Raw genomic sequence first — 17,455 nt, 5'->3', positions numbered from 1 at the left:
GACCCATGATCAACGTCGAGTCACTCACCAAGCAGTACGGCCACTTCACGGCCGTCGACCACGTGTCCTTCACGGCCGCCTCCGGTCGCGTGACCGGCTTCCTCGGCCCCAACGGTGCCGGCAAGTCGACCACCATGCGGATCATGGTCGGCCTCACCCGGCCCTCCACCGGCCAGGTCACCATCTCCGGTCGCGACTACCGCGACCTCCCCAACCCCGGCCTCGAGGTCGGCGTCCTGCTGGACGCCTCCGCGCAGCACGCCGGGCGCACCGGCCGCGAGATCCTCGCGATCGCCGCCCAGACGATGGGCCTGCCGAAGTCGCGGGTCGCCGAGACCATCGCCCGCGTGGGCCTCACCGAGGACGAGGCCGAGCGCCGGGTGCGCAACTACTCCCTCGGCATGCGCCAGCGCCTCGGGATCGCGACCGCCCTCATCGGCGACCCGCAGGTGCTGGTCCTCGACGAGCCGGCCAACGGCCTCGACCCCGCCGGCATCCGCTGGATGCGCGACCTGCTCCGCGGCTTCGCGAACGACGGCGGCACCGTGCTGCTGTCCTCGCACCTGCTCCACGAGATCGAGGTCATCGCCGACGACATCGTCGTGATCGGCCAGGGCCGGATCGTGGCGCAGGGCAGCAAGACCGAGCTGCTCGCCGCGGCCGGCACCCTCGTCCGCTCGTCCGACGACGCCCGTCTCGCCCGGGCCCTCCACGATGCCGCGGTCGCCACCAGCCCCATCGACGGCGGCCTCCGGGCCGACGCCGACCCCCAGCTCGTCGGCGAGGTCGCGCACCGCGCCGACGTCGTCGTCCGCGAGCTCCGCGCCGCCGACGGCGCAGGGCTGGAGGAGATGTTCCTCCAGCTCACCGCCGAGACCGCCCGTGAAGGAGCAGCAGCATGACCACCACGACCCAGGTCCACCCGGAGGCCCCCGCGACCGCTGCGGTCGCGACCCCCGCCCGCACCGTCAGGCCGATCCCGACGACCCGGCTCGTCGGCGTCGAGCTCCGCAAGATGTTCGACACCCGCGCCGGCTCCTGGCTGATGGCCAGCGTCGGCATCGTCACCGTCCTCGCCACCGCGGCCGTGATCCTGTGGGCGCCCGACGAGGCGATCACGCAGGGCACCTTCTCCACCGCCATCGGCATGCCGCTCTCGGTGGTGCTGCCGATCATCGCGGTGATGGCGGTGACCTCGGAGTACAGCCAGCGCACCGGGCTGACGACGTACACCCTCGTCCCCTGGCGCGGTCGCGTGCTCAACGCGAAGCTGGTCACCACCCTGCTCGTCGGCGTCGTCGCGATGTTCGTCGCGCTCGCCGTCGGCGCGGTCGGCAACCTGCTCGGCTCCGCCATCACCGGGCTCGACGCCCAGTGGGACATCACGCTCGGCCAGTTCGGCAACATCGTCCTGGCCAACGTGCTCGGCATGCTGATGGGCTTCATGCTCGGCGTGATCTTCCGCTCCACGCCCGCCGGGCTCGTCGGCTACCTCGTCTACTCCTTCGTCCTGCCGATCGCCTTCGGGACGCTCGCCGCCTTCCAGGGGTGGTTCCGCGACCTCCAGCCGTGGGTCGACGTGCAGTTCGCCATCACCCGCCTCTTCGACAGCTCGATGACCGCGGAGTACTGGCAGCAGCTCGGCGTCACCACGCTCGTCTGGCTCTGGATCCCGCTCGCCCTCGGGCTGCGCGCGGTCCTGCGTGCCGAGGTGAAGTAGCCCCCCTGCCCGGGTGGCGTCATCTCCGCAGCGTCAGCGGCTGCCGGTCGGGGGACCGGTGGCCGCTGGCGTGTCCCCTGCCCTGGAGTCACCGGATATCCGGTGACCGCCCCGCTTGTCGGCCGAGATCTGGGTGCCGAACCGGGAGACTCGGGTGCGAAGTACGCCGTCTCTGACAGGCTGGCGACATGCACCCGGACGCCTGGCTGGTCGTGATCGACCCGCAGCGGATCTTCGCCTCGCCCGACAGCGAGTGGGGCTCGCCGATGTTTCCCGACATCGTGGAGCCGGTACGACGCCTCGCCGCCGCGGCGGGCAGGCGCACCGTGGTCACGCGCTGGGTGCCCGCGCCCGACCCGCAGGGGAGCTGGGAGGCCTACCTCGACGCGTGGCCCTTCGCGGCCGTGCCCGACAGCGACCCGCTGCTCGAGCTGGTGCCGGAGATGCAGGGGCTGGCCACCCAGACCATCTCGCTGCCGACCTTCGGCAAGTGGAGCTACGCGCTGCAGGCGGTCACCGGACCGACCCCGCACCTGGTGCTGACCGGCGTCTCGACCGACTGCTGCGTCATCTCCACCGCCCTCGCGGCGGCCGACGCCGGGGCCACGATCACGGTCGTCACCGACGCGTGCGCCGGCTCGACGCCGGAGAACCACCGGGCGGCGATGGACGTGATGGCCCTCTACCCGCCGCAGATCACCCTCGCCACCACCGACGACGTGCTGGGATGAACGCTGCGGTGGGCCGGGTCATCCACACCGGCCAGGCACTGGTCGACGTCGTCGTCGAGGTGCCCGACCTCCCGGCCCGCGGGCAGAACGTGATGGCCACGTCCGCGACCGACTACGCCGGCGGTGCGGTCACCGTGCTCGTCGCGGCCGCACGCTTCGGCGCGACCTGCGTCCACGCCGGCGCCCACGGCACCGGCCCGCACGGCGACCTGATCCGGGCCGCCCTGGCCCGGGACGGCATCAGCGCCTCCGCGCCGCCGGTCACCGACCTCGACACCGGCATCTGCGTCGTCATGGTCGAGCCCAGCGCCGAGCGCACCTTCGTCACCACCCTCGGTGCCGAGCGCCACATCTCCGTCGAGTCGCTCGGCACCTCCGACCCGCAGCCCGGCGACCTGGTGTGCGTCACCGGCTTCTCGCTGGCCCTGGCGAGCACCGGCGAACCGCTCCTGGCCTGGTTGCAGGCCCTCGACCCGTCCGTGGTCGTCGTGCTGGACCCGGGGGCGGCGTTCGCCGAGCTCAGCGAGCACGTGCGCGTCGCGATGCTCGAGCTCACCGACGTGTGGTCGAGCAACGCCGAGGAGGCCGAGGCGATCCTCCGGGTGGTCGGGCAGGCTCCCCCGGCCGACCTCGCCGACCTGACCACCGCCGTCGCTCCGCTGCTCCGCGGTGACGCCGTCGCCATCGTGCGCGACGGACCGGAGGGCTGTGCGGTGCACGTCGGCGAGGAGACGACGTACGTCCCCGGCTTCCCGCAGACCCCCGTCGACACCAACGGCGCGGGCGACACCCACACCGGTGCGCTGCTGGCGGAGGTCGCGGCCGGCACGCCGTGGGTGGAGGGCTGCCGCCGGGCGAACGCCGCGGCTGCCATCAAGGTCACCCGCCGCGGCACGCAGTCCGCCCCCACCGCCGCCGAGGTCGACGACTTCCTGGCCGCCATCTGACGCCCCGCCCGATCTCTCCCCTCCGGATATCTAGGGACGATTGGGTGGGTGAAGTCGCCCTCGGACCTACCAGTTCGTCCCTAGATATCCGGTGTTGGTCAGCTCACGGAGGCGAGCATCTCGGCGAAGCGACGGTTCACGTCACGTGTGGCAGCGGCCGCGGCGGGTGAGACGTGGCCCTGGTCCATGAAGCCGTGGATCATCCCGGCGTGGCGTACGACGTCCACGCGGACGCCGGCGGCGGAGAGCGCGGCGGCGTACGCCTCCCCCTCGTCGCGGAGCAGGTCGCACTCGGCGGTCGCGACGACGGCGGGCGGCAACCCGGCGAGGTCGCCGTGCAGGGGCGAGTGGCGCCAGTCCCCCGGCGCGGGCGCGACTCCGGAGAAGTACTGCGTGTTGATCCAGTCGGTCATCGCACGCGAGAGCAGGAAGCCGCTGGCGAACTCGTCCTTGGACGGGTGGTGGCCGAGCAGGTCGGTCGCCGGGTAGATCAGCAGCTGGGCGGCGATGTCGACCTCGCCGCGGAGCTCCTGGGTGGCGATGGCGGCGAGGTTGCCGCCGGCCGAGTCGCCGGCGACGGCGAGCACCTCGGACCCGCCGAGGTCGGCCAGCCGGTCGGCGACCCAGCGGACCGCGCGCACCGCGTCGTCGGGCGCCGCGGGCCAGGGGTCCTCGGGAGCGAGGCGGTAGCCGACGCTGACGTGCACCGCGCCGGTGTCGCGCACGAGGCGGCGTACGACCTGGTCGTGGGTGTCGATGTCCCCGCGGAACCAGCCGCCGCCGTGGAGGTAGACGACCGTCGGGACCGGACCGTCGACGACGGCGGGCCGGTAGACCCGAGCGGGCAGGTCGTCGAGGAGGACGTCGGTCACGTCGCCGACGGGTACGACGTCCTCCGGACGCACGCTGTCGACCCGGAGCGCCCGCATCTGCGCGCGCGCCTCCGGGATCGTGACCTCCCAGACCGGGCGTCCGCGCTTCGCCTCGACGTCCGCGATGAAGCGGGCGAGGTCAGGGTCGAGGCTCATCCCGCTCCTCAGCGCACGAGGCAGGGACGCTTCGGGTCGAAGCTCCAGTCCGGCACGAGGTACTGCATGGCGATCGCGTCGTCGCGGGCACCCAGGCCGTGCTCGAGGTAGAGCTCGTGCGCCTCGGCGAGCCGGTCGGGGTCGAGCGTCACGCCGAGCCCGGCCTGCTCGGGCACCTGGACGGCACCGTCACGGATCTCGGGCGGCGCGGTCGTCAGTCCCTGGCCGTCCTGCCAGATCCAGTGGGTGTCGAGCGCGGTGATCTCGCCCGGGGCGGCGGCGCCGACCTGGGTGAACATCGCGAGCGAGACGTCGAAGTGGTTGTTGGAGTGCGAGCCCCACGTGAGGCCGAAGTCGTGGCAGAGCTGGGCGACGCGGACGGAGCCGGCCATCGTCCAGAAGTGCGGGTCGGCGAGCGGGATGTCGACGGCGTTGGTGCGGACGGCGTCGGCCATCTGGCGCCAGTCCGTGGCGACCATGTTGGTGGCCGTGCGCAGGCCGGTGCGCCGCTTGAACTGCGCCATCACCTCGCGCCCGCTGTAGCCACCCTCGGCGCCGCAAGGGTCCTCGGCGTAGGCCAGGACCTCGTCGAGGCCGTCGAGCAGACGCACCGCGTCGTCGAGCAGCCAGCCGCCGTTGGGGTCGAGGGTGATCCGCGCGTCGGGGAAGCGCTCGTGCAGCGCCGTGACTGCCGCGACCTCGTCCTCGCCGGGAAGCACGCCGCCCTTGAGCTTGAAGTCGGCGAAGCCGTAGCGGGCCTGCGCGGCCTCGGCGAGGCGGACGATCGCCTCGGGGGTCATCGCCTCCTCGCGGCGGACCTTCTCCCAGTCGTCGCCGCCGTCGTGCTCGCGGAGGTAGGGCAGGTCGGTGGCGTCGGGGTCACCGACGTAGAAGAGGTAGCCCAGCATCGGCACGCTCGTCCGCTGCTGGCCGTCACCCAGGAGCTCGGCCAGGGGTACGCCGACCGCCTGGGCGGACAGGTCGAGCAGCGCCGACTCCAGCGCGGTGACCGCGTGGATCGTGGTGCGCAGGTCGAAGGTCTGCAGTCCGCGTCCGCCCGAGTCGCGGTCGGCGAAGCGGGTCGCGACCTCGCGCAGCAGAGAGCGGAAGCGCGCCACCGGCTGGCCGACCAGGATCGCCGCTGCGTCCTCGATGGTGGCTCGGATGGCCTCGCCGCCGGGCACCTCGCCGAGGCCGGTGCGACCCTCGGAGTCGGTGACGATCGCGATGTTGCGGGTGAAGAAGGGGCCGTGCGCGCCGCTCAGGTTGAGCAGCATCGAGTCGTGGCCGGCGACCGGCACCACCTCGACCTTGGCGATGGTCGTGCTCACTGCTCCAGGGTCCCGTCGACGCGGCGGAGCAGCCCCCACGGGTTGTCGTCGCGGACGGCCTCGGGCAGCAGCGCCGTGGGCACGTCCTGGTAGGCCACCGGGCGCTGGAACCGCTCGATCGCGAGGCTGCCGACGCTGGTCGTGCGCGAGTCGGAGGTCGCGGGGAACGGGCCGCCGTGCACCATCGCGTGGCCCACCTCGACGCCCGTCGGCCAGCCGTTGAAGAGGATGCGACCGGCCTTCGTCTCGAGGACCGGCAGGAGCGCACGGGCCGCCTCGGTGTCGGAGTCGTCGGCGTGGATCGTCGCGGTGAGCTGGCCCTCGAGGCCCTCGAGCCGGGGCAGCAGGTCGGCCACGTCGTCGTACCGCACCACGACGCCGGAGGCGCCGAAGACCTCGTCGGCGACCGGGCCGTCGAGGGTGGAGGTCTCGACGACCTGCGGCGCGGGGGCGAGGTCGCCGGCGGCGGTGCCCTCGGCCACGACGCGTACGCCGGTGACGTCACGCAGCGCGGCAGTGCCGGAGCGGTAGGCCTCGGCGATGCCGGAGGTGAGCATGGTCTGGCCGGTGGCGCCGGTGACGGCCTCGGCGGCGGCACGCAGGAACGCGTCACCCTCCTCGCCGGAGGGCAGGAAGAGCAGGCCCGGGTTGGTGCAGAACTGGCCGGAGCCGAGGGTGAGGGAGCCGACGTACGCCTGGGCGAAGGCCGCGGTGTCGCTGGCGGCGAGCGCGCCCGGGAGGACCACGACGGGGTTGATCGACGACATCTCGGCGTAGACCGGGATCGGCACCTCCCGGGTGGCCGCGGCCTGCACGAGGGCGAGGCCACCCCCGCGCGAGCCGGTGAAGCCGACGGCCGTGATGCGCGGGTCCTTGACGAGGTCCTGGCCGGTCTCGATGCCGCCGAGGACGAACGAGAAGACACCGGCGGGGAGGCCGGCCTTCTCGACGGCCCGGGTGATCGCGCGGGCGACGAGCGTGCCGGTGACCGGGTGGGCCGGGTGGCCCTTCACGACGACCGGGCACCCCGCGGCGAGCGCGGAGGCGGTGTCGCCGCCGGCGGTCGAGAACGCGAGCGGGAAGTTGCTGGCGCCGAAGACCGCGACGGGGCCGAGCGGCACCATCCGCTGACGGATGTCGGCGCGCGGGAGCGGCGCACGGTCCGGGAGCGCCGGGTCGATGCGGACGCCCTGGTGGTCTCCCTGCTTCACCACGCCGGCGAAGAGGCGCAGCTGGCCGGTGGTGCGGCCGACCTCGCCGGTGATCCGGCCCTCGGGCAGGCCGCTCTCGCGGACCGCCTCGACGATGATCGCGTCCTTGTCGGCCTCGATCTCGGCGGCCACCGCCTCCAGGAACGCGCCGCGCTCCTCCGGGCTGGTGGCGCGGTAGGCGCCGAACGCCTCGGCGGCGGCCGCGGTGGCGGCGGCGACGTCGGGCTGCTCGGAGTCGAGTCCGGCGATGATCGAGGTGGCGAGGTCAGACATGGGTTCCTCTCGTTGCGGTGCTGCGTGCGGGGGTGGGGTGGTGCTCAGGCCTTCGAGCCTGCCACCTTGTCCACGAGGGTCTGCAGCTCGTCGCGCTCGGCCTCGGTGAGGTCGGAGAGCGGCGGGCGGACCGGGCCGGCGGGGCGACCGACGGCGGCGAGACCGGCCTTGACGATCGAGACCGAGTAGCCGGACTCGCGGTCGCGGATCTTCGTGTAGGGGATGACGAAGTCGTTGAGCATCGCGTAGACCGCGGTGCGGTCCTGCCGGCGTACGGCGGCGTAGAAGTCGAGCGCGAACTGAGGCACGAAGTTGAAGATCGCCGAGCTGTAGGTCGTCACGCCGAGCTGGAGCAGCGGCAGCGCGAAGACCTCGGCGGTCGGCAGGCCGCCGACGTAGAAGAGCCGGTCGCCGAGCTGGGCGTAGGTGCGCGTCATCTGCTCGATGCCGCCGACACCGTCCTTGAAGCCGACGAGGTTGGCGTTGCGGGCGCAGGCCTGCTCGAGCGCATCGGTGCCGAGCACGGCGTTGGCGCGCGAGTAGAAGATGACCCCGAGGCTGGTGGCCGCGCAGATCGCGCTGATGTGCTCGACGAGCCCGCGCTGGCCGGCCTCGGTGAGGTACGGCGGCATGAGCAGGATGCCGTCCGCACCGGCCTTCTCGGCCGCCTGGACCTGGGCGACGGCGTTGACCGTCGAGCCCGTGGCGGGGGCCAGCACGGGGACCTTGCCGCCCGCACCGGCGATCGCGGCGCGCACGACGCGGTCGGTCTCCTCGGCGTTGAGCGAGAAGCCCTCGCCCGTGCCACCGGCGGCGAAGAGGCCGGCGACGGGGTAGCCGCTGAGCCACTCGAGGTGGTCGCGGTAGGCGGGCTCGTCGAACTGCAGGTCGGCGTCGAAGTGGGTCACCGGGAAGGAGAGGAGGCCGCTCCCCAGGGTCTCGACGAGCTCGGTCGGGCTGTACTTCGTCACGCTGCGTCCTTCGGTCCGAGGCGGGTGCTCATGAGGCAAGTGGGGCCACGTGATGTGGCGGTAGTCACCAACCTAGGAAGCCGCGACGATGCCTGTCCAAGCCCGGTTTTGGATCGGGTGATGCGCGTGGAGCATGGTCCGTCCCGATAGGTTCGTCACGTGGATCCGGACGTCCTTCTCGTCGGTTGCGGCGACCTCGGTGCCGCGGTCGGGCTGCGGCTGGCCGACCTCGGGCACGGCGTGCTCGCCCTGCGTCGCAACGCCGACCTCGTCCCGGAGCCGCTGGTCGGGCGCTCGGTCGACATCACCGCGTCGGCGCCGGACCTCTCCGACGTACGCCCACGGTTCGTGGTCGTCGCGCTGACGGCACGCCCGCGGACGGAGGAGGCCTACCGGGCGACGTACGTCGACGGGATGGCGCGGGCGCTCGACGCGTTGGCGGTGCCACCGGAGCGCGCGGTCCTGGTCTCGTCGACCGCGGTGTGTGCGAGCGGCGACCGGCCCGCGTTGTCCGACGAGTCCACCCCGGCCGCACCCTCCGACGGGCCCGGCCGCCAGCTGGTCGCGGCGGAGGAGGCCTTCCACGCGCGCATCCCGCACGGGACCGTCCTCCGGCTCTCGGGGTTGTACGGCGGCTCGAGCACGCGGCTGCGCGACCAGGTCGCCGAGGGCCGGGTCACCGACCCGCACCGCTGGACCAACCGCATCCACCGCACCGACGCCGCCTCGGCCGTCGTGCACCTGCTGACGATGGACGCGACGCCGGACACGCTCTACCTCGGCACCGACGACGTACCGGCCCAGATGGGCGACGTGGCCGCCTTCCTCGCCTCACAGCTCGGGGCGCCCGCTCCCCCGGCTGCGGATCCGGCGCAGGGTCACGGCAAGCGGCTGTCGAACGCCCGGCTCCGGTCGACGGGCTGGACGCCGAGCCTCCCGAGCTACCGCGAGGGCTACGCGGGGCTCGACCTCCAGGGCTGAGGGGTTTCGAGACGGGCGCTGCGCGCCCTCCTCAACCAACGGAAGTGGCACGATCTCCCTCGTGCAGATCACCCGCGCCGACTTCGAGGACCCGCGGCTGGCGGCGTTCCTGCAGGCGCACCTCGACGACATGGAGCCGACGGCGCCGCCGGAGAGCCGGCACGCGCTCGACCTCGGCGGCCTCCGGGCGGAGCACGTGCGGATGTGGGTCGGGGTGGACGAGGAGGGCATCGTCGGCACGGCGGCCCTCGCGGCCATGACCGACGACCACGAGGAGCTCAAGAGCATGCGCACCGAGCCGCGCGTCCGTGGCCGTGGGGTGGCGTCGCAGATGCTGGCCCACGCGATCGACGACGCACGGGAGCGAGGCGTCGTACGCATCTCCCTCGAGACCGGCAGCATGGAGTTCTTCGAACCGGCCCGGCGGTTCTACGCGCGCGCAGGCTTCGTGCCGTGCGACCCGTTCGGTGCCTACCGGCCGGACCCGAACAGCACGTTCATGACGCTGGAGCTCAGTCCAGGCTGATCGCGTTGACCACCTTGCCGACGTAGGCCGGCAGGGTGACCGTCGCGGTCGTGCCCCGACCGCGCTCGGAGCTGAGGTCGATCGTGCCGGAGTGCCGGCTGACGATCCGGGCCACGATGGCGAGGCCCAGACCGGTGCCGGGCCGGACGAGCGCCGCGGGGTTCGTCGAGCGGAAGAACTCGCGGAAGAGCTCCTGCTGGTCTGCGTCGGAGATGCCGATGCCGGTGTCCGTGACGGTCGTGACGACCAGGCCGCCCCGGGACGCCACGCGCACGGTGACGCTGCCTCCGGGGTCGGTGTACTTGATCGCGTTGCTGGTCAGATTGGTCAGCACCCGGTGCAGCTCGTCGGGCTGGCCCGGCACCAGGACCGACCCGGGCGGGAGCTCGGCCGTGCACGTCACGTCGGCTGCCTCGGCGGAGGCCCGGCACTCGTCGAGCACGTCGGCCACGACCCGGCGCATGTCGACCGGCACCGGCTCGAACTCCAGCCGCGGGTCGGACATCTGCGCCATCGTGAGCATGTCGTCGATGACCGCGCGCATCCGCGCGGCACCACGGGTCGCGGCCTCGACGGAGTGGCGGCCGTCCTCGTCGAGGCTGTCGACGTCGAGCAGCTCGAGGTTGGCGCTCATCGAGAAGAGCGGGTTGCGCAGCTCGTGGCCGAGGGTGTTGACCACCTCCACGCGATAGCTGTCCAGCTTGCGCAGCCGGTCCACGACCGCGCGCTCGCGCTCGAGCTGTCGCGCGTTGGCGATGGCCGTCCCGAGGTCGCGGCCGATGTCGAGGGCGGCGTCGCGCTCGACCTCGGTCCAGCTGCGGGAGTCCGAGACCCGCGTCAGCACCAGGAACCCGAGGCACTCGGTGCCCGCGCCGAGCGGCACGAAGAGCACCGACCCGACGCCGATCCGGTCGAGGAAGCCCAGGAGCTGGTCACGCGTCTCGGCCGGGAGCCCGGGGTGCGCGGGCACGGAGCGGGAGAAGGGGGCGACGTACTGCTCCGCCCAGTAGCGGTGCGCCAGGTCCATCACGACGTCGTCGATCTCGGAGTAGGGCGGCTCGACGTCGCTGCCCCGCGCGTAGGACGTCGTGGACGCGCCGCCGTGCTCGTCGAAGGCGGTCAGCCACATCCCGACGGCGTCGAAGCACTCGACGAGCGTCGAGCGGCAGGCCGCCAGCACCCGGTCGAGCGTGCCCTCGCCGAGGGCCAGGCGCACGATCTCGCGCGCCTCGGTGGCCATCCGCACCTTCTCGTTGAGCTGCTCGCGCTCGAGGGCGAGCAGCACGAGCGTGCGGGCGACGCCGGCGTAGCGGGTCAGCACGTCGATCTTCGCGGGACCGGGGACCCGGCCGTCGCGCGGGCTGTCGACACCGAGGAGACCGCGCAGCTCCCCCTGGTCGTCGTAGAGCGGCGCGAAGAGGGAGTCGAGGGGGTGCCAGGCGTCCTCGCCGTCGAGCGGGGTGAGGTCGGGGATGTGGCTGTAGTCGAGGACCTCGTCGCCGACCCGGTCGTGCGGCACGAAGCGCCAGGCGCCCCAGTCGTCGGACCGTTCGAGCTCGCGCTCGATCGCGCCGGCCGGGGTCATCGATCCGACGAACCCGTCGGCGACGGAGGCAGCCACGACCACCTGGAAGGAGCCGTCGCGGCGCAGCAGGATGGCGGACTGCTCGAAGCCGGCCAGGGCGGCGACCCCCTCGACGAGCACCTGCAGGTGCTCGCGGGTCTGGTCGTCCGCCCAGGGCGGCACCTCACCGTCACGAGCCTCGTGCTGTCCCTGCATCGAACCCCCTTGCCGGCGCCGTCAGCCGGCATGTCGTCCCAACCCAAACACGTCCGTCCACGCAGGGGAACCTTGACTCGCCACCACGTGGGACAAGCCCTCAGGTGCGCGAGGTCACCACGTCCAGCACACGTCGTACGACCGGGGTGACCGCCTCGCGCGACCAGATCGCGTGCAGCTCCACCGGCTTGTCCGGGTCGGCGTCGACGCGGGTGTCGCCGCCGTGGTGCGCGAGCTCCTTGAAGACCACGCCGTCGACGTGCAGGGACTCAGCAGAAGCCGGGGCCAGGGTGACCCCGCGGTCGGCGGAGACCAGCAGCATCGCGGTCAGCACCTGGTGCACCCGCTGGTCGATGCGGGGGTGGGCGTTGGCGAAGAAGCGCACCGACAGCTCGTGGAAGTAGCGCGACTGGTCGGGGTTGTAGCCGATCACGGTCTCGCCCTCGAAGTCGTCGGAGGTGAGCGGGTGGTCGGCCGAGGCGAGCGGGTGGCCGACGGGCACGACCGCCATGAACGGCTCGCGGAGCACGACCCGCGAGCGCAGCAGCGTGGTGTCGAAGGGTGGCCGCGCGAGGCCGATGTCGAGCTCGCCCCGGCGGATGCCCTCGACCTGGTCGTTGGTGACCCGCTCTGAGAGCACCACCTCGACGTCCGGCAGCTCGGCGGTGAGCCGGCGCAGCAGCGGCCCGAGGATGGAGATCGCGGAGACGGCGGTGAAGCCGAGGCGTACGACGCCGGCCGCGCCCGCGTCGACGCGCCGGGCGAGGTCGCCGGCTCCCTCGACGAGGTTGAGCAGGCGGTGCGCCTCCTCGAGGAAGGCCCGGCCGGCGCCCGTCAGCTCGACCCGCCGGTTGTCGCGCTCGAGGAGCCGCGCACCCACCGACTTCTCCAGCTTCTGGATCTGCCGGGACAGGGGCGGCTGCGTCATCTGGAGGCGCTCGGCGGCGCGACCGAAGTGCAGCTCCTCGGCCACGGCGACGAACGAGCGGACCTGGTCCAGCGTGATCACCGGCCGAGGGTACGATGCACGAGTTGGATCAGTCCATGCTGAATCGGGCTTGGACCGGCATCGTGATGCAATCCTAGTGTCGGTGGTCACACCCCGAACAAGGAGCACCACCATGCGCAAGCAGTCATTCGCCCTGGCGGCCGTCGCCGCCGGCACTGCCCTCGCCCTCACCGCATGCGGCGGCGTCTCGACGACCACCGGTGACGGTGGCGACGGCGACACCTACCCCACCGGCTCCGTCGAGATGTACGTCGGCGCGGACCCGGGTGGCTCCTCCGACCTGATCTCGCGCCAGGTCTCCACCGGCCTCACCGACGAGCTCGACCAGCAGTTCCCCGTCATCAACCTGTCGGGCGCCAACGGCGCGCTGGCCGCCAACAAGGTGCAGTCCTCGGACAACGACGGCTCCGTCATCTCCGTCCAGAACGCCTCGCTCTTCGCGATCACCCCGCTCGCGGTCGCCGAGGACGAGGTCACCAGCATCGACGACTTCGACGTCGTCGGCGGCGTCTCCCGCGACGACTACGTGCTGGTCACCAACGCCAAGAACGGCTGGACGTCGATCGACGACCTCAAGGCCGAGGGCGGCCGCATCACCTACGGCACCACCGGCGTCGGCACGGGTGCCCAGCTCGCCTGCGCGCTGACGTACTCCGTCGGCGACATCACCTCCGAGGCCGTGCCGTTCGACGGCGGCGCCCCGGCGCTGACCGCGCTGCTCGGCAACCAGGTCGACACCGCCTGCCTGCAGACCGGCGAGGCGATCGAGAACATCAACAACGGCAAGCTGACCGCCCTCTCGGTCTTCGCCCCCGAGCGGATCTCGTTCCTCCCCGACGTGCCCACCGCCACCGAGCAGGGCCTCGACGTCGAGGTCTACCAGTACCGCTTCCTCACCACGCCGAAGGGCACCCCGCAGGACGTCAAGGACACCCTCTACGACGCGCTGCAGGCCACCTTCAAGACCGAGGACTACCAGGCCTTCAACGAGCAGAACAGCCTCACCCCGCTCGAGGTGACCGGCGACGAGGTCGTCGAGATGCTCGACAGCGACCGCGAGCGCTACGCCTCGCTGGTCGACGAGTACGGCATCAGCCTCGGCGACGCCAGCTGATCGAGCACCACCCACCGCACCACGGCACCACCCTCCCCCGCACACGCATCACGTAAGGACCACACGATGAGCGACGAGCGCACCGCCACAGGCAGAGGTGGCCCGGACATCCTGGACGAGATCGAGGCCGAGGTGGCCGAGACCCTCGCCGAGGAGGAGCTGCCCCCGGGCGGCCCGGCCTACCAGACCGTCGGTGCGCTCGTCGCCCTCGCCGTCGGCATCGGCGGCCTGGTCCTCGCCCTCGACTACGGCCTCGACAACCTGCGCCGACCCGGTCCCGGCCTCTGGCCGTTCGTGATCTCGGCGCTGATCACGGTCCTGTCGGTCGTGCTGCTCGTCACCGGCCGCAAGCTCGAGGACAGCGTGTCCTTCTCCAGGTCGAGCATCCTCCCCGCGGTCGGCGTGCTCACCTTCATCGCCCTCGGCGTGATGATGCCGCTGACCGGCTTCGAGATCCCCTCGCTCATCCTCTGCGTGGTCTGGCTCCGCTTCCTCGGCGGCGAGACCTGGCGCAGCACCATCACCATCTCGGTCGGCACCGTGGCCGTCTTCTACTTCCTGTTCCTCTACGGGTTGAGCATCCCGCTCCCCCACCTGCTGAACTTCTGAGAGGAGGCAGCCACATGAACGACTTCCTCAACGGTTTCGCCGTCGTCGCCCAGCCCGACGTGCTGCTCTACTGCCTGGTCGGCGTCCTGATCGGCATGCTGATCGGCGTGCTGCCCGGTCTCGGCCCCGCCGCCACGATGGCCATCCTGCTGCCCATCGTCATCCAGATCGGCGACCCGATCTCCGGCATCGTCATGCTCGCCGGCGTCTACTACGGCGCCCAGTACGGCGGCACGATCACCTCGGTCCTGCTCCGGCTGCCGGGTGAGGCCAGCTCGGTGGTCACCGTCTTCGACGGCTTCGCGCTGGCCAAGCAGGGCAAGGCCGGCACCGCCCTCGGCGTCGCCGCCATCGGCTCCTTCATCGGCGCCACCGTCTCGATCGTCCTGCTCAGCCTCACCGCACCGCTCGTCGCCAGCTGGGCCGTCGACTTCGGCCCGCCGGAGTACGCCGCCCTCGCCCTGCTCGGCGTGCTCCTGGTCTCCACCATCGGCAGCGGCAACACCGTCAAGGCCCTCATCGCCGCCTCGATCGGCCTGCTCCTCGCGACGGTCGGCCAGGACAAGTTCAGCGGCGCGCAGCGCTACACCTTCGGCAGCCTCGAGCTCAGCCAGGGCATCGACTTCGTGGTCGTCGCGATGGGCCTCTTCGGCGTCAGCGAGATCCTGCACAACCTCGAGGAGCGCCACGGCAAGCCGCACGTGCCGGCCAAGGTCACCAACATCTGGCCCTCGCGCAAGGACCTCAAGGAGGCCTCGCCCGCGATCGGTCGCGGCACCGTCATCGGCTTCTTCCTCGGCGTGCTGCCGGGCGGTGGCGCCGTGATGTCGTCGCTGGCGGCGTACGCCACCGAGAAGCGCATCTCCAAGACGCCCGAGGAGTTCGGCCGCGGCTCGATCAAGGGCGTCGCCGCCCCGGAGACGGCCAACAACGCCGCCGCCACGTCGTCGTTCATCCCGCTGCTCACGCTCGGCATCCCGGCCAACGCCTCGATGGCGATGCTCTTCGCCGGCCTCCTCGTCCTGGGCGTCACGCCCAGCCCGGCGCTGGTCGACGAGAACCCCGACCTGTTCTGGGGTGTCGTGAACTCGATGTACGTCGGCAACATCATCCTGCTGCTCCTGAGCATCCCGCTGGTCGGCATCTTCGTGCGCATCCTGCGGATCCGGCCGGCGATCCTCGCCCCGATCACCGCCCTGATCACGATCCTCGGCGCCTACACGCTCAACAACTCGACCTTCGACGTCTTCTTGATGATCGTGTTCGGCGTCCTGGGCTACCTGATGAAGAAGGGCGGCTTCGAGCCCGGCCCGATGGTCCTGGCCTTCGTGCTCGGCGCGATCCTGGAGAACAACGTCCGGCGCTCGATGATCATCTACGACGGAGACCCGACCGGGTTCGTAAAGGACCCGATCTCCGGGACCATCCTCGCCGCCTTCCTCCTCGTGGCCCTGTGGCCGCTGGGCAAGAAGCTCCTGTCCGGCCGCCGGCAGCAGCCGGCCGGACAGGCCTCCACCTCCACCGACGACGTCCACCGAGAGGACTCCCTGCGATGACCATCCTGATCGGCTACGTCCCCAGTGCCGTCGGTGAGGCGGCCCTCGCGGCCGGCCTCGCCGAGGCCGCCGCCCGCGGCGACGAGGTCGTCATCCTCAACAGCCCGCGCCGGCGCAGCACCGTCGACGGGGAGCTCATCGACGGCACCGCGGCCGACGAGCTCGTCGCCCGGGCGGGCGCCCTCGGCGTCACCGCGACGGTCGACCAGTCCGACCACGGCGACGACATCGTCGAGACCTTCACCAAGGTCGCCGCGGCGCACGACGTACGCCTCGTCGTGATCGGCATGCGCCGCCGCTCCCCGGTCGGCAAGCTCGTCACCGGCAGCGACGCGCAGCGCCTCCTGCTCGACCTCGACGTCCCGATCCTCGCGGTGAAGCCGTCCAGGTGAGCGACCTCCGCATCTCCCGCGTCGTCGTCACGCCCGTCGCGTTCGAGGACCCGCCGCTGCTCAACGTGGTCGGCGTCCACCAGCCCTACGCGCTGCGCGCGATCGTCGAGCTGCACACCGACTCCGGCCTCCTCGGCCTCGGTGAGACGTACGCCGACGAGGTGCACCTCGCACGCCTGGAGGCCATCGCCGCCGGGCTGCCCGGGCACGACGCGTACGACCTGCACGGCCTGCGCCGCCTCGTCACCGACGTGCTCGGCCGCGAGACCGGCGGGGGTGGCGCGTCCTTCGGCGGGATGCTCGACGTCGACTCAGCGGTCGACACCGTCTACTCCCCCTTCGAGGTCGCCTGCCTCGACCTCCAGGGTCGTGCCGCCGGCGTGCCCGTCTCCGACCTGCTGGGCGGCGCGGTCCGCGAGACCGTGCCGTTCAGCGGCTACCTCTTCTACAAGTGGGCCGGCCACCCCGGCTTCGCCGACGACGCGTGGGGCGAGGCACTGACCCCCGACCAGCTCGTCGGCCAGGCGCACCGGATGGTCGAGGGCTGGGGCTTCGGCTCGCTCAAGCTCAAGGGCGGCGTCCTCCCGCCCGAGCAGGAGTGCGAGGCGATCGAGGCGCTGCGGGCGGCGTTCCCGGACCTGCCGCTGCGGCTCGACCCCAACGGTGCGTGGACTCCCGAGACCTCGCTCGAGGTCGCGGCCCGGCTCGCCGGCGTCGTGGAGTACCTCGAGGACCCGACCCCCGGCATCCCCGGCATGGCAGCCGTCTCGGCCGGCACCGACGTACCGCTCGCGACCAACATGTGCGTCATCGCCATGGAGCACCTGCCCCCCGCGATCGCGCAGGACGCGGTCCAGGTCGTGCTGTCCGACCACCACCTGTGGGGCGGGCTGAGGAAGTCCGCGCTGCTCGGCCAGATCACCGACGTGTGGGGCCTGGGGCTGTCGATGCACAGCAACTCCCACCTCGGCGTCTCGCTCGCCGCGATGGTGCACCTCGCCGCCGCGACGCCGAACCTGACCTACGCCTGCGACACCCACTACCCCTGGAAGACCCAGGAGGTGATCGCCGACGGCGTGCTGTCGTTCGTCGACGGCGCGGTCGCCGTGCCGACCACCCCCGGCCTCGGCGTGACGCTCGACCGCGACCGGCTCGGCGAGCTGCACGAGCTCTACCTCTCCTGCGGCGTCCGCCGGCGCGAGGACACCGTCTACATGCGCTCGATCCAGCGGGACTTCGAGGTCAACACCTCCCGCTGGTGATTCAGCCTTGACTT

Annotated in this window: 17 protein-coding genes; 11 read left to right on the top strand and 6 right to left on the bottom strand. The window is 72.1% G+C overall.

What is annotated here, in order from left to right:
* Window positions 1-5: 5 nt before the first annotated feature.
* The 4 genes from EUA93_RS09110 (at window position 6) to EUA93_RS09095 (ending at window position 3,398) form a co-directional block, all read left to right on the top strand.
* Window positions 6-902 (top strand): ABC transporter ATP-binding protein, encoded by an 897-nt coding sequence (locus EUA93_RS09110; RefSeq protein ID WP_129399839.1) that lies wholly within the window; start codon window positions 6-8, stop codon window positions 900-902.
* On the top strand, window positions 899-1,720 hold the full coding sequence (locus EUA93_RS09105; protein ID WP_129399838.1) for an ABC transporter permease: 822 nt from the start codon (window positions 899-901) through the stop codon (window positions 1,718-1,720). The genes EUA93_RS09110 and EUA93_RS09105 overlap by 4 nt, the downstream gene beginning before the upstream one ends.
* 188 nt (window positions 1,721-1,908) lie before the next feature.
* Window positions 1,909-2,451 (top strand): cysteine hydrolase family protein, encoded by a 543-nt coding sequence (locus tag EUA93_RS09100; RefSeq protein WP_129399837.1) that lies wholly within the window; start codon window positions 1,909-1,911, stop codon window positions 2,449-2,451.
* Window positions 2,448-3,398, top strand: a complete 951-nt coding sequence (locus tag EUA93_RS09095; RefSeq protein WP_129399836.1) for a PfkB family carbohydrate kinase — start codon at window positions 2,448-2,450, stop codon at window positions 3,396-3,398. Before EUA93_RS09100 ends, EUA93_RS09095 begins: the two co-directional genes overlap by 4 nt.
* 98 nt (window positions 3,399-3,496) lie before the next feature.
* On the opposite strand, the gene EUA93_RS09090 is transcribed toward EUA93_RS09095, so the two are convergent.
* Genes EUA93_RS09090 through kdgD form a run of 4 tightly spaced genes read right to left on the bottom strand, consistent with a single transcriptional unit; the run spans window position 3,497 to window position 8,212 of the window.
* Window positions 3,497-4,426, bottom strand: a complete 930-nt coding sequence (locus EUA93_RS09090) for an alpha/beta hydrolase (RefSeq protein WP_129399835.1) — start codon at window positions 4,424-4,426, stop codon at window positions 3,497-3,499.
* 8 nt (window positions 4,427-4,434) lie between these two features.
* Window positions 4,435-5,757, bottom strand: coding sequence for an enolase C-terminal domain-like protein (locus EUA93_RS09085; protein ID WP_129399834.1), 1,323 nt, complete (start codon window positions 5,755-5,757; stop codon window positions 4,435-4,437).
* Window positions 5,754-7,241 carry an aldehyde dehydrogenase (NADP(+)) gene (locus tag EUA93_RS09080; RefSeq protein WP_129399833.1) on the bottom strand — a complete coding sequence of 496 codons (1,488 nt, stop codon included), beginning with the start codon at window positions 7,239-7,241 and terminating at the stop codon, window positions 5,754-5,756. Before EUA93_RS09080 ends, EUA93_RS09085 begins: the two co-directional genes overlap by 4 nt.
* A gap of 44 nt (window positions 7,242-7,285) precedes the next feature.
* Window positions 7,286-8,212 (bottom strand): 5-dehydro-4-deoxyglucarate dehydratase, encoded by a 927-nt coding sequence (gene kdgD / locus EUA93_RS09075; protein ID WP_129399832.1) that lies wholly within the window; start codon window positions 8,210-8,212, stop codon window positions 7,286-7,288.
* Window positions 8,213-8,371: 159 nt separating this feature from the next.
* Here kdgD and EUA93_RS09070 point away from each other — a divergent pair, with 159 nt between their 5' ends.
* Both EUA93_RS09070 and EUA93_RS09065 read left to right on the top strand, forming a co-directional pair.
* Complete coding sequence (locus tag EUA93_RS09070) at window positions 8,372-9,193, top strand: Rossmann-fold NAD(P)-binding domain-containing protein (RefSeq protein WP_129399831.1); 822 nt, start codon at window positions 8,372-8,374, stop codon at window positions 9,191-9,193.
* Between the two features lie 61 nt (window positions 9,194-9,254).
* On the top strand, window positions 9,255-9,719 hold the full coding sequence (locus EUA93_RS09065; protein ID WP_207208640.1) for a GNAT family N-acetyltransferase: 465 nt from the start codon (window positions 9,255-9,257) through the stop codon (window positions 9,717-9,719).
* On the opposite strand, the gene EUA93_RS09060 is transcribed toward EUA93_RS09065, so the two are convergent.
* Window positions 9,706-11,499 (bottom strand): GAF domain-containing sensor histidine kinase, encoded by a 1,794-nt coding sequence (locus EUA93_RS09060; RefSeq protein WP_129399830.1) that lies wholly within the window; start codon window positions 11,497-11,499, stop codon window positions 9,706-9,708. The two genes, EUA93_RS09065 and EUA93_RS09060, sit on opposite strands and share 14 nt — an antisense overlap.
* Before the next feature lie 100 nt (window positions 11,500-11,599).
* Window positions 11,600-12,508 (bottom strand): LysR family transcriptional regulator, encoded by a 909-nt coding sequence (locus EUA93_RS09055; protein ID WP_129399829.1) that lies wholly within the window; start codon window positions 12,506-12,508, stop codon window positions 11,600-11,602.
* A 112-nt stretch (window positions 12,509-12,620) separates the two neighbouring features.
* Between EUA93_RS09055 and EUA93_RS09050 the strand changes: the two genes are divergently transcribed.
* The 5 genes from EUA93_RS09050 to EUA93_RS09030 all read left to right on the top strand — a co-directional run bounded on the left by EUA93_RS09050 (window position 12,621) and on the right by EUA93_RS09030 (window position 17,441).
* On the top strand, window positions 12,621-13,622 hold the full coding sequence (locus EUA93_RS09050; protein WP_129399828.1) for a Bug family tripartite tricarboxylate transporter substrate binding protein: 1,002 nt from the start codon (window positions 12,621-12,623) through the stop codon (window positions 13,620-13,622).
* A 66-nt stretch (window positions 13,623-13,688) separates the two neighbouring features.
* On the top strand, window positions 13,689-14,231 hold the full coding sequence (locus EUA93_RS09045; protein WP_129399827.1) for a tripartite tricarboxylate transporter TctB family protein: 543 nt from the start codon (window positions 13,689-13,691) through the stop codon (window positions 14,229-14,231).
* A 14-nt stretch (window positions 14,232-14,245) separates the two neighbouring features.
* Window positions 14,246-15,787, top strand: coding sequence for a tripartite tricarboxylate transporter permease (locus EUA93_RS09040; RefSeq protein WP_129399826.1), 1,542 nt, complete (start codon window positions 14,246-14,248; stop codon window positions 15,785-15,787).
* Window positions 15,784-16,179, top strand: a complete 396-nt coding sequence (locus tag EUA93_RS09035) for a universal stress protein (protein ID WP_129399825.1) — start codon at window positions 15,784-15,786, stop codon at window positions 16,177-16,179. Before EUA93_RS09040 ends, EUA93_RS09035 begins: the two co-directional genes overlap by 4 nt.
* Entirely contained in the window at window positions 16,176-17,441 is a 1,266-nt protein-coding gene (locus EUA93_RS09030) for a glucarate dehydratase family protein (protein ID WP_129399824.1), read from the top strand. Before EUA93_RS09035 ends, EUA93_RS09030 begins: the two co-directional genes overlap by 4 nt.
* Window positions 17,442-17,455 lie beyond the last annotated feature (14 nt).

Source organism: Nocardioides oleivorans, from assembly GCF_004137255.1.
Lineage (GTDB): Bacteria > Actinomycetota > Actinomycetes > Propionibacteriales > Nocardioidaceae > Nocardioides > Nocardioides oleivorans.
This window is presented reverse-complemented; position numbering and strand designations above follow the sequence as displayed.